Source organism: Paucilactobacillus oligofermentans DSM 15707 = LMG 22743, from assembly GCF_001434315.1.
Classification (GTDB): domain Bacteria; phylum Bacillota; class Bacilli; order Lactobacillales; family Lactobacillaceae; genus Paucilactobacillus; species Paucilactobacillus oligofermentans.
This window is the reverse complement of the sequence record NZ_AZFE01000031.1, coordinates 420,815-435,822: the sequence shown is the minus strand read 5'-3', so window position 1 is coordinate 435,822 and position 15,008 is coordinate 420,815. Positions and strand designations below refer to the sequence as shown.

Here is a 15,008-nt window from a genome sequence, read left to right as displayed (position 1 = left end):
TTGTATGGCGTCTTTATTTAGTTAGATTTTTTTCTTTACTTCATAAGCGTTAGGATGACTTTTGTGACTTTCTGGTAGTGCATCCTTTGCGTAAAAGATGGCGTAGTCTTTGTCGTCTGCGCCTTTAGCAATTACTAAATCATCAATTTCTTTGGCATTCTTCCAAAGTTGCCCTTTGCGAACAGCCTCTTGGTAATCATTAATATTAGCAATTGAATCTCCGGGGTTAAAAAATATACGATCTGACATAGTAATCAACTCTCTTTCAAATTATTTACGGCTGAGGAAGTCTATTCTAACTTTATTTAATAGGTGACTGTCAATGGCTTGATAAAATTCATTGAGCCAGTAGCCGTTTTTTAAGGGTAGTTCAGTATCAAGTGCATAAACATATAAAGAATACATATGATCTTTATTGGGTGGTTGTGGCCCAGCGTATCGCTGCGTTTGTAATGGATCGGTAGCGCCAACAAGTCCACCAGCAGTGCTATTTCTGCCCTGAATCATTTTAAAGGTGTTATTTTGACTAGCATCTTCCGGGATTTCTAACATAGTTGCAGGAATGTTTGCCGCAGTCCAATGAATCCACGTGAACCCTGAGACTGGAATTGCATCATAATCTAGCATCACTAGAGCGGTTGTAACCGTACCAATTGGTAAATCGGTAAGCTTAATTGGAAATGACAATGATGGTTGACCATTGTATTTATTGTCATTGGTAGCATATTTACCATATTTATCTGGTAGGTAGCCATCAATGATTGGTAATGAAACTTGCATAAGCATCACACCCTCTCTTGGTAATAGTTCCATTATACATTGTTTTAACATGAGGGGCGAATGACAGCCTTTTGAGCAACAAAAAAGTACTAATAACAAAGATTATGAGTTATCAGTACTTAATTATTTTCGATAAATAGCTAGTTCATGATTGACGATTTCTTTAATCATTTTGTTAGATTCATGTAAGACTTCATTTGAATGCTCTGATGTTTGGAGCCAAGCTTGAAAATGGTCGATGACACCAGATGAGACAAAATTCATCGCAATGTTAAATTCTTCTTGAGTGTATTTGGGATTTCTTTCAAATTGATCAATTAAGACATTCGTTAAGATTCGTTTGATATCAGTTATGATGACTGAATAATTTATACTGTTAGCAATGTGAACGTAAACTTCAAATTGATCAAACATTAAGTCGGTCATACCATCAATAAATATAGAGATGCTAAATGTATCCGGCTGGACAAATATTTTCGTCATTTCAATACTCAGTTTATCTTCTAATACTTTCATAACATCATTTGTTGAATTGTAATGTGCATAAAAAGTTTTTCGATCGATATTAGCCCGTTTAGCTATTTCGCTAACTGTAATATCGGGAAAGTTTTTGACCTTTAAAATATCCAACAAGGCCTGGTTAATCAATACTCGAGAACGTAAGATTCGTTTATCCATTTTGAAAATCCCCCACTGTAAATGTTTACTCAGCTTTAAGACAAAGTATAATTAAAATCACGCCAGTAATTACCAAAAATATACACAACAATATTATTAATTTTAAATAGTATCCATACGTTAATAGTTCCCACTGTTAATTATCACCCTAATGAAACTTAATTACAATCAAAAAAACTAAATCATGGTCAATTGATTTACCATCATTTAGTATTTGAAAGTCATTAATTAGTTTAAAAAATTATTTTTAAGGGTTTGAATATCTGAATTACTTAATTCTAGATGTTGACTTAGATAGTTCGACATACTACCAAATGATGTATTAATGGTTTCCATTGATTGATTTAAATATTCGGGCGCAACGGTTGAAAGGGCACGGGTATTATCCGCAAAAGCCTGTGGCAACCCAGCACTTAGAATGGAACTGACACGATTATTAACGTAGTCGGCGGTAACAGAGTTGGTTAATAAATAATCATTTAAAATGGTTTTTTGGTCAACGCCCAAAGCAGATAGTAAAAAGACACTACCTAAGCCAGTTCGATCTTTACCAGCCGTGCAATGATAAAGGACAGATTGATTGCCTTCAGCACTAATTAATAATTTAAAAAAGTTTTGGTAAGCTGCTTTTGCTTGATTAGTCGTAACCATTTCTTGATAGATAGCAACCATGTGGTTAAAGCCAGCATGGGGATCGTCGGAATATTCACGTTGGATTTCTTCTTGGCTGTGAGAAGCATCGGTTTTATCTGTTTCAAAGACGGATAGGCGATGGTAAGAAGCATTGCTAGGTACTTTATCTGGTTGCAGTTCGGCTTCCTTAGGCGCTCGAAAATCGATATCAAAAGCCACGTTCATGCTTTGCAATGTGTTTAAGTCATCATGATCTAATTCATGTAAATGACCTGATCGAATTAATTTCTGCCATTTAATTGTTTGACCATTAGTGGTTTGATAACCACCTAAGTCACGGAAGTTATTACCGTGCGTGATTGATAATAAGCGTTCATTTGAGTTCATATGTACCTCCATCTACTTAAAAACCTGAGTTTGAATGATAGCCGCTAGTTTTTCACCGGCTATTTTAGAACCAGCAAGATTCGGATGAACCTGATCGGTGTATGGTATTTGCCAATCGTTCGTTTCCACCAGTATAACAGGTTCGTGATCAAATACTTCATGAAAAACACTTTGAAAACTTTGATTAAATGGAATAATAAATAAGTAATGACTATCTGGAACTAATTTAGTTAGCTGTTGATAGAAGTCAGTTAGTTTTAATTTAAAAGCTTGATTGGAATGAATAATATCGTTAGTACCAAGATTGATAACAATTAGTTCGGGTCGCTTTAGAGGGTAATATGTTTCGCTGTCTAATTTGGTTAGATATTCATTGGTGGTGGGAACGCCACCTAATCCGTGACGAATTAATCCGGCCGCTGAGTAAGCGATGTAGGTCGCATCAAGTTGTAAAATATCGGAACAAATGCCGACATAATTTGCATAGGGTGAATAATCAGCAGAGGTTTTTTTACCATTTACCCAGCATCCAGCCGTAATTGAATCACCAATAAAAGTGACGTGATGCCGATTAATATATGGTGTGATAATTGCTGGTTTGCTGGTTTGGATTGATTTAATTGCCAGACCTTGTTTGCCGGTCCAAATTTCGTCAACATCGGAGTTACCAGCAAACATAATTTCGATAAGATGTTGATTATCAGACAACGGTAATTCAATTAGTTCGTTAACGCGAAACCGGGTCCAAGTTAAACCATCAATGCGAATGGCGACTTCTTGTGGATTACCAAGATAATTACCATTGTTGAAACAATTTAACCGTAAGAATTGACTATGGTTGATTTCAAATTTTAGTGAACTACCTAAGTTAGTCGAATAGATAGTATCAATCCCATGAATTTGTTTGATAGTCCAACGACCAACCAGATTTGTATTATTTAAGATGTCAGTGGTTAAAAGGGTTAAGTCAATCATCATAAAATCTCCACACAAATTAGTATTTTCTTAATTTTACGACAATCAAAAACCTAAGTATATGGAAAATGATAAAATAGTAGGGTACTCAGGAGGTGCATTATGAAGCTTATTAAACAAATCGCAATCGCTGCCGTGATGTTAATTATCAGCATGTATGCAGCAATTGGCTCTGAAATATTAACGGTTCACGCAGATACAACGGCGGTTCAAACAACGGCTTTATCAAAATCATACGTTGTTTACGGAGCGGGAATGGCTTCCGGTGCGCAATCAAAAGTTGATAGTGCCTTAGGAGTAACAAGCAGTTATACGTCGTTAACTTCGACTGCCAGTGACTACGCAACGTATATTTCGTCAGATGGTACGACTGACTCTGCAATGATTAGTTCGGTGGCAATTGCCCCAGCGGCCTCTGGAACTGGAGTTAAAGTAAATATCGTTAAATATGATGGTAATAGTAATATCAGTAAAGTGACAGCCCAACAATACGCAATGGTTGCCACGATGGCTGGGGTCAATGATGTGATTATTACGGTAACGGCTAATCAATCCGTGACGGGTGAAGCTGCTTTAGCAGGTGTATATAAAGCTCTTGCAACCGATGGGATTCAATTAAGTACCCAAAATACGACGGCTGCTAATAGCGTGTTAGATGCGACCCAAACGGCAATTGATGATAATAGTGATGATAGTAAATATTCAGGTGAACTGATGGCTGCGGTGGGCGAAGTTTCATCTGATTTAGCTAAAGATCGCCAAGATAATGGGACAACTTCTTCACAATCGGAAGTTAAAGCGCAATTAGAAACGGCGCTGGAAAAATATAATATTGAGGATAAGACATCGTCAACGTCAATTACGTTGATTGTTAATGCGTTAATTCAAGTACAAAAAGCACCGGTTTCAACCACTAAATCGTATATTGATAATGCATCAAGCATTGCTGATTCATTGAAAAATAGTGCTGGTGATGCAATGTCAAAACTGAGCGATTTTGCTAATAGTGCCGATGGCCGTGCTTTGATGTCTAAATACGGTAATGTTTTCCAAAAAATATGGAATAAAGTGGTGCTTTGGATTCAAGAATTAATTGCTTATGTACAGACGTTACTTTAAAAATATTGCTGAAAGTACAGCTCAACGCTGTGCTTTTTTACTTGATTTTATCAAAAGTAATTAACCGTTTTCATTACTGTTAAAATAGCGTTTATCTAAATAAAATGATTGACAATTAGTTAGTTAAAGATTACGATATATTTAGTAAAATTTTACCAAAAATTATAACACGTTGAAAACAGGAGATTCCTAATGAAAAAAGAAGCTTTATTACAAGAATATCAAGATGTCTTTGCTAAACCAGCCGAAGCAGTTTACTTTTCACCAGGTCGAATTAATGTAATTGGAGAACATACAGATTATAATGGTGGTCATGTTTTTCCAGCTGCAATTAGTTTAGGAACTTTTGGTGCTTATGGTAATCGTGATGATAATACTGTTGCCTTGTCATCCGCTAATATGGATGAATCCGCAATCATTACTTTTGAACTTGGGGATACGAAACCCGAAACTGTTCCAGAACGTAAATGGATCAATTATTTTAAAGGGATGTTAGTTAAGTTAACTGAAGCTGGTCAAACTTTTGATCACGGATTTAATTTACTCGTACATGGTAACTTGCCATATGGAGCCGGATTATCATCATCAGCTTCAATTGAATTATTAATGGGTTATATCTTGAAAGACCAATTTAATCTTCAAGTTGAACAATTAGATTTAGTTAAATTAGGACAAAAAGTTGAAAATGAATTTGTTGGCTTAAATTCTGGAATCATGGATCAATTTGCGGTTGGAATGGGTAAAAAAGATAACGCCATGTTACTTGATACGAATACCATGGAATATGAATATTATCCATTGGCCTTAGGTGACTATATTATTGTCATTATGAATACTAATAAAAAACATTCATTGGCTGATTCAAGTTATAATGACCGTCGGGCAGAAAGTGAAGAAGCCGTTCACCGTTTACAAAAGAAGTTAGATATTAAAACCTTAGGCGAAATTGATGCAAAAACTTTTGATCGTTATGATTATTTAATTGCTGACGATGTGATGATTCGTCGTGCACGCCATGCGGTATTGGAAAATCAACGTACCTTGTATGCCAAGGAAGCATTATTAAATGGTGACCTAGTTCAATTAGGCCAATTAATTAATGCTTCACACGTTTCACTTCAATATGATTATGAAGTTTCAGGAATTGAATTGGATACTTTAGCCCATACTGCTTGGGAACAACCAGGTGTACTAGGGGCTCGGATGATTGGTGGCGGTTTTGGTGGTAGTGCGATTGCCATTGTTAAAAAAGACCAAGCTGAAGCTTTTAAAACCAACGTTGGTAAAGTTTATCGCGACAAGATTGGCTATGATGCTGACTTTTATGATGCTGAAATTGTCGATGGACCACATCAGTTGTAAAATAGATAATATCGTAATTCAGTAGGGATTCTGGCGATGATGCGAGAGTCCCTATGTTTAATTATTTAAGAGCATAAGAGGGAGCAGTAAACATGAAAGCTATTGAACAGTTTGTTAATCAAGTGATTGAATCTGGTACTTATGAAGAAATGGATCGATTCTATGTAGCGAATAAAATTCGTGGGTTTGTTGGGGATGACGATCAATTAAGAAATGATCAATCAGTGAAAGATCAATTAATTGCGTTAGCTATCAGCAATCAAAAAATTGACGATTCAGTTACCGCAAAAGAAATTTTGAATGATCAATTAATGGATTTAGTTACGCCAACGCCAGCTGCCTTAAATCGTCAATTTCAAGCAAAGTATGCAGAATCACCACAAGCTGCAACTAATTTCTTTTATGAATTTTGTAAAGCTAACGACTATATTAAAGTTGCGGCAATTAAGAAAAATGTCGAATTTAGTAATGAAACTAAATACGGTGATTTAGAAATTACGATTAATCTTTCAAAGCCTGAAAAAGATCCCAAGATGATTGCGGCGGACTCAAATTCAAAGGATGTTAAATATCCAATGTGCCAGTTGTGTATGGAAAATGAAGGCTATTTAGGTCGACTCGGCTATCCAGCTCGAAGTAATCATCGGGTGATTAGAATTAAGGTTGGGGATGAAGAATGGGGAATGCAATATTCACCCTATGCTTATTTTAATGAACACTGTATTTTCTTAGATTCAGTCCATGAACCCATGAAAATTAATCGTCAAACGATTACCAATTTAATTGATATTGAAAATCAATTTCCAGAATATTTTGTTGGGAGTAATGCTGATTTACCAATTGTTGGCGGCTCAATGTTGGCCCATGAACATTATCAAGGTGGAAAACATATTTTCCCAATGATGAAAGCTGACTTGAAACAAAAACTTGAATTTCCCAAATTTGATCATGTTCAAGCTGGGATTGTTAATTGGCCAATGAGTGATATTCGGTTGGAAAGTAATGATACTGACCAATTGGTTGATTTGGCTGAACAAATTATGAATAATTGGAAACAATATAGTGACGAGACAGTATCAATTAAGGCGTACACTGGTGAAACTAGCCATCATACCGTGACCCCAATTATGCATCGCGACGGTGATACATTTATTTTAGATTTAGTTTTACGTGATAACGGAACTTCAGCGGAATTTCCAAATGGTATTTTTCATCCGCATGATGAAGTTGCCCATATTAAAAAAGAAAATATTGGGCTAATTGAAGTTATGGGACGGGCAATTTTACCAGCACGTTTATTGACTGAAATGCAAGAGGTTAAACGCTTTTGGCTGAATGAAGATAACCAGATTGAAGAGATGCATCTGGCCTGGGCAAAGGAAGTGCAGGCACGACAAACCATTACCGCTAAGAATGTAGATGAGATATTACACCAAGAACTAGCAACCGTCTTTGCACAAGTGCTTGAAAATGCAGGCGTCTTCAAAGATGATGATCAAGGAAAACAAGCTTGGAATCGATTTATTGATCAACTATAAAAGAAAGGTGGCCCACAAATGGCAACAACATTAAAAGATATTGCAACCAAAGCAAACGTTTCGTTAGCAACGGTTTCGCGTGTGTTAAATGGTGATAGCTCACTATCTGTGGGCGAAGACACCCGACAAAGAATTTTTCAAGCGGCAGAAGAGCTGAATTATACGAAACATCAGCGAACTAAAGTGAAAAATAAATTTGCCAAAATTGCGGTTGTTCAGTGGTATACGCAAAAGCAAGAGCTAGACGATTTATATTATCGATCAATTAGAACTGGGATTGAAAGAGCGTGTGAACGGATTGGTTTTCAAGTGGTACAGATTTTTGAAAGTAAACTAGATCAAATTCCAACTGCAGTTGATGGAATTATTGCGGTGGGAAAATTTAGTAAGCGACAAATCCTGCGGTTTAAACAGATTTCAGGCAAGTTAGTGATTGTTGATTATGATGGTTTGCCTAGTGAATGTGATAGTGTCACAGCTGATTTTGAACATGGAACTCAGTTGGCCATTAGTCAATTTTTAAAAACTGAATTAGCTGATATTGGAATGATTTATGGTAGTGAAACGACAAGTGATCATCAAGAAGAGATTCCGGACTTAAGATTTCATTACTTTGAACGAGAAATGAAAGTTAAAAAGTTATTTAAATCAGACTGGGTTTTTAAAGGCGACTATAGTTCGCAATCAGGTTACGACCAAATGATTAAGGCAATTGATTCGTTAGGGGATCAGTTACCACATGCGTTTTATATTTCAAATGATCCAATGTCAGTTGGGGCCATTAAAGCTTTACAAGAACGTAATGTTAAAATTCCAGAACGCGTTAATGTAATTAGTTTTAACGATACAACAATTGCTAATTATATTTTCCCAGGGCTTACTTCAGTTAAAGTGCCAACCGAAGAAATGGGTGAAAATGCGGTCTTATTAATGGAAGAACAGCAGACTACTAATCGGGATTACCCTAAAAAATTAGTGTTGGGTACTAAATTAATTAAACGAAAAACTACTTTTTAAAACAAAATCCTTATGAATTCACAATTAAGTGAGTTCATAAGGATTTTTTTGATAATTAAAAATTTAAATGATGTTTTAGACCAGGGAAGAAGTACTTGTCTCCCCAACCGATTAAATAGCCTTGAAGGGCGATTGCTAAAACGGTTCCGATATTAACGGCAACTATGGTATGGGTTGCGATAACGGAGATGATAATTACTAAAATTGGTGGGATATTACTAGTCCATTGTGATAGTACTGAATTACCATGCATGAATTTAAATCGTAAAATATATGGTAAGTCATCATTTGGATGAATAATTAGATTTGCTCGTTGATAAAGTGACACGGCTAAAGCAATTCCGACAATTGCAATGGCATCTAAAATAATCCGCCAGTAGATTGGAAGGTTTGGGACACCAATCGCAACAAACCAATCACGCCAATACTGTAAAAGATAACTAAAAGGGAAAACGAATAACAAATTTCGGATTAATCGGAGATAATCAAATTTTTGAATGAGCAGTAAGTTAGCGACGGCAACGATCACACCCATGACCATTAGAACATTTCCTAATGAAAAGTGGAGCCATTCAGAGAGGTTGGTGGCTGACGCGGTCCAAACTGCGCTCCCCATATTAGTGGCAACCGTTAAAGCGTTAAAAAAAGAATTGATAATAATTGAAAAACAAAGGAAAAATATTCTTCCTGACAAGCCATTCTGACGCATAAAAAATACCGTCCCTTCTAAGATGACTTTATTTTACATTTATTATTAGATAATAGAAAGCTAAATACATTTAGTTTGAATAATTTGATGATTATGGTTCAATAATTTGAATTTAATGAAACTAAAAAAGTCATGATTTTTAATCATGACTTTTACGATAATTTACGATTTATTTGTTATAAGCTTCTTTAAATAATTCAACAATATCAGCGGCATTACCCTTACGAGGGTTAGGGCCTGCATTACCATCAAGGAGTGCATTTTTAGCTAGTAATTCGAAATCTTCAGGTTTAGCACCTAATTGTTTAACGGTCCGGATACCAACTAAATCAGACATTCTTTGTAATGCATCAATGGCTTTTTGACCGGCTTCCCAAACATTAAGGCCGTCGATATTTTCACCCATGAAACGAGCGATATCAGCAAAACGTTGTGGTGAAGCAATCATGTTCCACTTTTCAACGGTTGGCATTAAAGCTGCACAACATTCACCATGAGGAGCATCATATTGACCACCAAGTTGATGAGCCATGGCATGAACATAACCAAGATCAGCATTATTAAAGGCCATTCCAGCTAGTAGTGAGGCTTCAGCCATCTTAGTACGAGCTTCGATGTTGTGGCCATCCGCAACGGCTTGTGGCAAATATTTACTGATTAGTTTAATAGCTTGGATTGCTTGGGCATCTGTGATGTCATTGCGATGTTCAGAAACATATGATTCAACGGAATGAGTTAAAGCATCCATTCCAGTTGCAGCAGTTAATCCCTTTGGAACATCAAGCATTAACATTGGGTCGTTGAATGATACTAGTGGAACGTTACGCCATGAAATAACAACGAATTTTAATTTAGTTTCTTCATTGGTAATAACTGCATGGCGGGTAATTTCGCTAGCAGTACCGGCAGTTGTGTTAACTGCCAATAGTGGAGGTAATGGATTTTCAAGGGTATCAATTCCAGCTAACTTAGTAATATCATCACCATTAGTTAAAATAATTCCGATTCCCTTGGCACAATCATGAGAAGATCCACCACCAACGGAAATGATACTATCACAATTAGCATCTAGATAAGTTTGTTTACCTTCATTAACGTTGCGTACTTTAGGGTTAGGTTCAACATTATCATAGAAAGCATAGTCAACCCCAGCAGCAGCTAATGAGGCTTCGGTTTGTTTAACTGGACCGTTTTCGAGGTTACGTAAAAATGAATCAGTGACAATTAAAGGCTTTTTCATACCGAGTAATTTTGCACGTTGACCAATTTCTTTAATCACGTTAGGGCCAAAAAAGTTAACATTGGGCATCATAAAATCTGTATTAGGTTGTACCATAATAAATTCCTCCAAAAATATAAAATATTAAAGCGATTACAAGGTAATTGTAACGCATTTCACAAGTATTGCAACGTCAATGTTTGTAAGGGGTATGAACGATTTAGCAGAGCAACTTTATTGTGTTTTTTGAGGAAAATATATAAAATTATTTTTTGTGGTTTAAACTAACCAGTTTTTAATTGTGATAAACTAATTTTAATCGGGTTTTAAGGAAGGAAGAGAGATCATGAAGAAATATCGAATGCCTAGACTTTCATTAGGATGGCAAATTATTATTGGCTTAATCATGGGGATTATTTTTGGGGTAATTTTTTACCATAATAAAGTCGCCATTGTCGCAATGCAAAATTTAGGAACCATCTTTATTAGCTTAATTCAAATGATCGTGCTTCCAATTGTGGTTTCCTGCTTGACGGTTGGAATTGCCAATATGGGTGATATTCATAAATTAGGTCGAGTTGGTGGAAAAACTTTGATTTATTTTGAAGTAATGACAACCATTGCAATTGCTTTAGGATTAGTTGTTGGTAATATTACCCATCCAGGAACATTTATTAATATTCATGATCTCCATGGTTCTGATATTTCTAAATATATCGCAACCGCCAAAACCGCATCACATACTGGATTATGGGATACGTTGATGGGAATTATTCCTACCAATTTCTTTGCATCTTTATCGGCCGGTGATATGATGCCAATTATCTTTTTCTCAGTTTTCTTTGGTCTCGGGACAGCGGCCATTGGCGAACGTGGAAAAATTATTATTGATTTCTTACAAGCTGTGTCAGAAGTGATGTTTAAAGTAACTAATTGGGTGATGAAATTTGCTCCCATCGGAGTTTTTGGCTTGATTGGAATGACGATTGCTGAAATGGGGATTGGTGCTTTGGCACCGTTAGGATTATTTGTCCTAATCACATATGTAACCATGGCCTTTTTTATTGTCGTAATTTTAGGCTTAGTTTGTCGGATGTTTAAAATTAAGTATTGGTCATTAATGCGAGTAATTAAAGATGAATTTTTAATTGCTTTTTCAACCGCCAGTTCAGAAGCTACATTACCTCGATTAGTTTCTAAAATGGAAAACTATGGGGTTAGTAAAGGAATTGTCTCATTTGTAATTCCAACTGGTTATACCTTTAATTTGGATGGCTCTGCAATCTATCAATCATTAGCGGCACTATTTTTGGCCCAGGCATATGGCATTCATTTGACCTTAACACACCAAATTACGTTGCTTTTGGTGTTAATGATTACTTCCAAAGGGATGGCTGGCGTTCCAGGAGCCTCATTCGTTGTCTTATTAGCCACTGTGTCGACAATTGGGGTACCAATGGCTGGGTTAACCTTTATTGCCGGAATTGATCGCTTTGTTGATATGGCACGGACGGCAGTTAACGTGGTCGGTAATTCAGTGGCCACGATTGTAATTGGTAAATCTGAAGGCGAATTTGACGTCGAAAAAAATAAAAAGTACTTAGCTGATTTTGAAAGCTGAAAGGATTAATTAACATGGCAGAAGAAAAATTGTTATCACGAAATGACGTTCCAGCAGCTTTGAAGTGGGACTTAAAGTTACTTTATCAATCCGATGAAGAGATGAAGGCCGATTTTGACGCAACTAAAAAAGTAGTTGATCAATTTACTAAATTACAGGGTAAGTTAGCCGTTGATGCAAAAAATTTATTAGTTGCCCTGATCTTAGGCAAGCAAATTGATGAGGAATTAGAAAAAGAATTTGTGTACGCATTTTTACGACGTGATAGTGATACAACTGATGCCACGGCGACTGAATTATACGGTATGATTTCGAGTCAGTTAAGTACAATTAGTGCCCAGATGGCTTTTATGGAACCAGAAGTTGTGGATATTGATGACGGTGTGATTGATCAATTTTTAACAGTTGAGCCTAAATTAGCTGAATTTAAATTTATGTTAACTAAAATCCGTAATGAGAAGGCCCATGTACTTTCTAAATTAGAAGAACAATTATTAAGTCGGGCGTCAAAATCCTTAAATGCTCCTGATGAAATCTATAATACTTTGAATGATGCTGACCTTACTTTTGGTATGATTCATGATGAAGACGGTAATGAAGTTCAATTAACTCATGGTAATCGTAGTCAATTTACGGAATCACAAAATCGTGAAGTACGTAAAGAGGCGGTGTTGGCCTATGAAAAGCCATATCACGACTTACGAAATACCTTTGCGCAAACCTTGAACAGTTATATGGGGATGCACAACATGCAAGCCGATGTTCGTCATTATGCCAGTGCCCGAGAAGCGTCTTTGAGTGGCAACCAAATTGATGAGCAAGTATACGATACGCTGATTAGCAGTGTGAATAGTCATCTCGACTTAGCTCATCGCTGGTATGCGCTGAAAAAGAAAGTTTTAGGCGTCGATAAGTTTTATAAATATGATATCAATGTACCAATTGCGGGTAATGATTTATTAAAAACAACTTTTGAAGATGGTAAAAAGTTAACTCGTGAAGCCTTAAGTGTCTTGGGACCAAAATACATGGAAGGCCTTAATCAAGAGTTCGATAATCGTTGGATTGATGCGGCCGAAAATAAAGGTAAACGTTCTGGTGGTTATCAAATTAGTGTTTATCAAGCTAATCCATTTATCTTATTAAACTGGACGGATAAATTATATAGTACGTACGTCTTGGCGCATGAATCTGGTCACGCCATGCATAGCTATTTTTCACAACGAGCACAGCCTTCAGAATATTTTGAAGCTCCAATTTTCTTAGCGGAAGTTGCTTCCACCTTTAATGAAAATATTTTGACGGATTACCTACTAGAGAAATATCAGGATGATCGCCAAATTAAAATCTTTATTTTAGAACAATATATTAATGGGTTTATTGGAACGATTTATCGGCAAAGTCAATTTGCTGAATTTGAACATAATGCTTATCAAACCCAAGCCAAAGTTGGCACTTTAACGGCTGATTATTTGGATAACATGAGTAGTGACTTGGTTGATAAGTATTACGGTCCAAGTGTTACTCCAACGGGAACTAAAACTCAAAGTTGGGCATATGTTCCTCACTTTTATATGAATTATTATGTTTATCAATATGCAACCTCAATGGCTGCATCGACCGCTTTATCAGCGCAAGTTTGGAATCATGAGGATGGAGCACTCGAACGGTATTATGATTTCTTGAGTGCAGGTGGTTCAGATTATCCAATTGAAACCTTGAAACGAGCAGGCGTAGATGCAACAGATAGTCAGTATTTAGAACGTGCATTTAAGGTATTTGAACAACGACTTGATGAAATAGAAGCATTATTAGCATAGAAAAAAGGGCGCCGGCAAAATTATTTTGTCGACGTCCTTTTAGATTGTGAATTAAAGCTAATTAGTTTGGTTTAATAATTTTTCGAGCTGCGTGTATTGAGATAACATCCATTCTTTGTAAGTCATCCCATTTGGAATAGTTTCCGTTACTTTGAGGACCGGAATGTTATTTTGTTTGGCAAGTTTGGTCATGTTGGTGACGGTATTACTAGAAACTTGCTTGTTATCAACAAAGAATTGAATCGAATGATTCTTAATGCCTGACTGCATGGCTTTGATTGATTTTGGAGAAGGATCAGCATCCTTTTCAATCGCATTTTCAAAGTTTTTATTAGCCACTTTGTAGCCTAATGCAGAGAGGGCATAATCGAACACCGGTTCACTAACATAAACATCATGATTGCTATTACCAGTTACTTTTAGTGAATCAATTTTATTTTGTACGGGGGCTAAAGATTTGATATATTTTTGGGCGTTGGCTTTAAAGTAAGTTTTATTTTTAGGATTTTTTTTTCCAAGATCAGTTGCTAATTGGTTTGCTAATTTAGACATCATTGTTGGGTTATACCAGATGTGGGGATTAGCACCAGATTTTAAGTGCATCACATTTTCACCAACACTAATCAAAGTACCATCAGAATTTTTAGCTAGTTGTGATAGCCATGAATCATAGCCCAGCCCGTTAGCGATGATAAAATCTGCTGAGCTAACTTTTTTGGCAGTATCCGCCGTGGCTTCATAATCGTGAGGATCGGTGGCTGAATTTTTGATGATTGAGGTCACAGTTCCTTTGTTACCAACGACTGCTTTAGCAACTTCACCATAAAAATTAGTACTAGTGACAATTGATATTTTGTTAGTTGATGATTCTTTAGAATTAGTACAACCGGTTAAAGTTAATACCATGGTAATAATAGCGATAATGGGGATGAAAGTCAGTTTACGAGATGACATGAAGAGATCCTTTCAATTTCTAAATAGTAATAATTATCATTTAACTATACAGAATATAATTAAAGTTGTAAATAGTAAAAATAAATTATTTGAATAAAAAGTGTTAATTAGTTGATATATATAAGATGAAATTTAAACAAATATCACTTATTAGCAATAATAAATAACCAAAAAGGTTGATTAATGCACGCAATTT

Annotated in this window: 14 protein-coding genes; 6 read left to right on the top strand and 8 right to left on the bottom strand. The window is 36.0% G+C overall.

Annotated elements, in window-relative coordinates; genetic code table 11:
- Nucleotides 1-21: 21 nt before the first annotated feature.
- From FC70_RS05710 to FC70_RS05690, 5 genes are all read right to left on the bottom strand, one after another.
- On the bottom strand, nt 22-249 hold the full coding sequence (locus tag FC70_RS05710; RefSeq protein WP_057890033.1) for a hypothetical protein: 228 nt from the start codon (nt 247-249) through the stop codon (nt 22-24).
- A 21-nt stretch (nt 250-270) separates the two neighbouring features.
- Nucleotides 271-780, bottom strand: coding sequence for a YbhB/YbcL family Raf kinase inhibitor-like protein (locus FC70_RS05705; protein ID WP_057890293.1), 510 nt, complete (start codon nt 778-780; stop codon nt 271-273).
- A 123-nt stretch (nt 781-903) separates the two neighbouring features.
- Nucleotides 904-1,458 carry a TetR/AcrR family transcriptional regulator gene (locus FC70_RS05700; RefSeq protein WP_057890032.1) on the bottom strand — a complete coding sequence of 185 codons (555 nt, stop codon included), beginning with the start codon at nt 1,456-1,458 and terminating at the stop codon, nt 904-906.
- Between the two features lie 228 nt (nt 1,459-1,686).
- A complete protein-coding gene (locus FC70_RS05695) occupies nt 1,687-2,478 on the bottom strand; it encodes a tyrosine-protein phosphatase (RefSeq protein WP_057890031.1) in 792 nt (263 codons plus the stop codon).
- A gap of 12 nt (nt 2,479-2,490) precedes the next feature.
- Nucleotides 2,491-3,453 (bottom strand): GDSL-type esterase/lipase family protein, encoded by a 963-nt coding sequence (locus tag FC70_RS05690; RefSeq protein WP_057890030.1) that lies wholly within the window; start codon nt 3,451-3,453, stop codon nt 2,491-2,493.
- Between the two features lie 102 nt (nt 3,454-3,555).
- Here FC70_RS05690 and FC70_RS05685 point away from each other — a divergent pair, with 102 nt between their 5' ends.
- The 4 genes from FC70_RS05685 to FC70_RS05670 all read left to right on the top strand — a co-directional run bounded on the left by FC70_RS05685 (nt 3,556) and on the right by FC70_RS05670 (nt 8,489).
- Nucleotides 3,556-4,572, top strand: a complete 1,017-nt coding sequence (locus FC70_RS05685; RefSeq protein WP_057890029.1) for a DUF1002 domain-containing protein — start codon at nt 3,556-3,558, stop codon at nt 4,570-4,572.
- 192 nt (nt 4,573-4,764) lie between these two features.
- The gene (locus tag FC70_RS05680) at nt 4,765-5,934 is read left to right on the top strand and encodes a galactokinase (protein WP_057890028.1); all 1,170 of its coding nucleotides are present in this window, start codon (nt 4,765-4,767) and stop codon (nt 5,932-5,934) included.
- A 92-nt stretch (nt 5,935-6,026) separates the two neighbouring features.
- Nucleotides 6,027-7,472 carry a UDP-glucose--hexose-1-phosphate uridylyltransferase gene (locus FC70_RS05675; protein ID WP_057890027.1) on the top strand — a complete coding sequence of 482 codons (1,446 nt, stop codon included), beginning with the start codon at nt 6,027-6,029 and terminating at the stop codon, nt 7,470-7,472.
- An 18-nt stretch (nt 7,473-7,490) separates the two neighbouring features.
- Nucleotides 7,491-8,489, top strand: coding sequence for a LacI family DNA-binding transcriptional regulator (locus tag FC70_RS05670; RefSeq protein ID WP_057890026.1), 999 nt, complete (start codon nt 7,491-7,493; stop codon nt 8,487-8,489).
- Between the two features lie 55 nt (nt 8,490-8,544).
- Here FC70_RS05670 and FC70_RS05665 read toward each other — a convergent pair whose 3' ends face one another.
- Both FC70_RS05665 and FC70_RS05660 read right to left on the bottom strand, forming a co-directional pair.
- The gene (locus tag FC70_RS05665; protein WP_057890025.1) at nt 8,545-9,198 is read right to left on the bottom strand and encodes a YczE/YyaS/YitT family protein; all 654 of its coding nucleotides are present in this window, start codon (nt 9,196-9,198) and stop codon (nt 8,545-8,547) included.
- 169 nt (nt 9,199-9,367) lie between these two features.
- Nucleotides 9,368-10,534: an iron-containing alcohol dehydrogenase gene (locus FC70_RS05660; protein ID WP_057890024.1), complete on the bottom strand. Its 1,167-nt coding sequence runs from the start codon at nt 10,532-10,534 to the stop codon at nt 9,368-9,370.
- 229 nt (nt 10,535-10,763) lie between these two features.
- On the opposite strand from FC70_RS05660, the gene FC70_RS05655 reads away from it, so the two are divergent.
- Together FC70_RS05655 and pepF are read left to right on the top strand one after the other, a co-directional pair.
- The gene (locus tag FC70_RS05655; protein WP_057890023.1) at nt 10,764-12,038 is read left to right on the top strand and encodes a dicarboxylate/amino acid:cation symporter; all 1,275 of its coding nucleotides are present in this window, start codon (nt 10,764-10,766) and stop codon (nt 12,036-12,038) included.
- Between the two features lie 14 nt (nt 12,039-12,052).
- Nucleotides 12,053-13,858 (top strand): oligoendopeptidase F, encoded by a 1,806-nt coding sequence (gene pepF, locus FC70_RS05650; protein ID WP_057890022.1) that lies wholly within the window; start codon nt 12,053-12,055, stop codon nt 13,856-13,858.
- A gap of 57 nt (nt 13,859-13,915) precedes the next feature.
- Here pepF and FC70_RS05645 read toward each other — a convergent pair whose 3' ends face one another.
- Nucleotides 13,916-14,812 carry a metal ABC transporter solute-binding protein gene (locus tag FC70_RS05645; protein ID WP_057890021.1) on the bottom strand — a complete coding sequence of 299 codons (897 nt, stop codon included), beginning with the start codon at nt 14,810-14,812 and terminating at the stop codon, nt 13,916-13,918.
- Between the last annotated feature and the right edge of the window lie 196 nt (nt 14,813-15,008).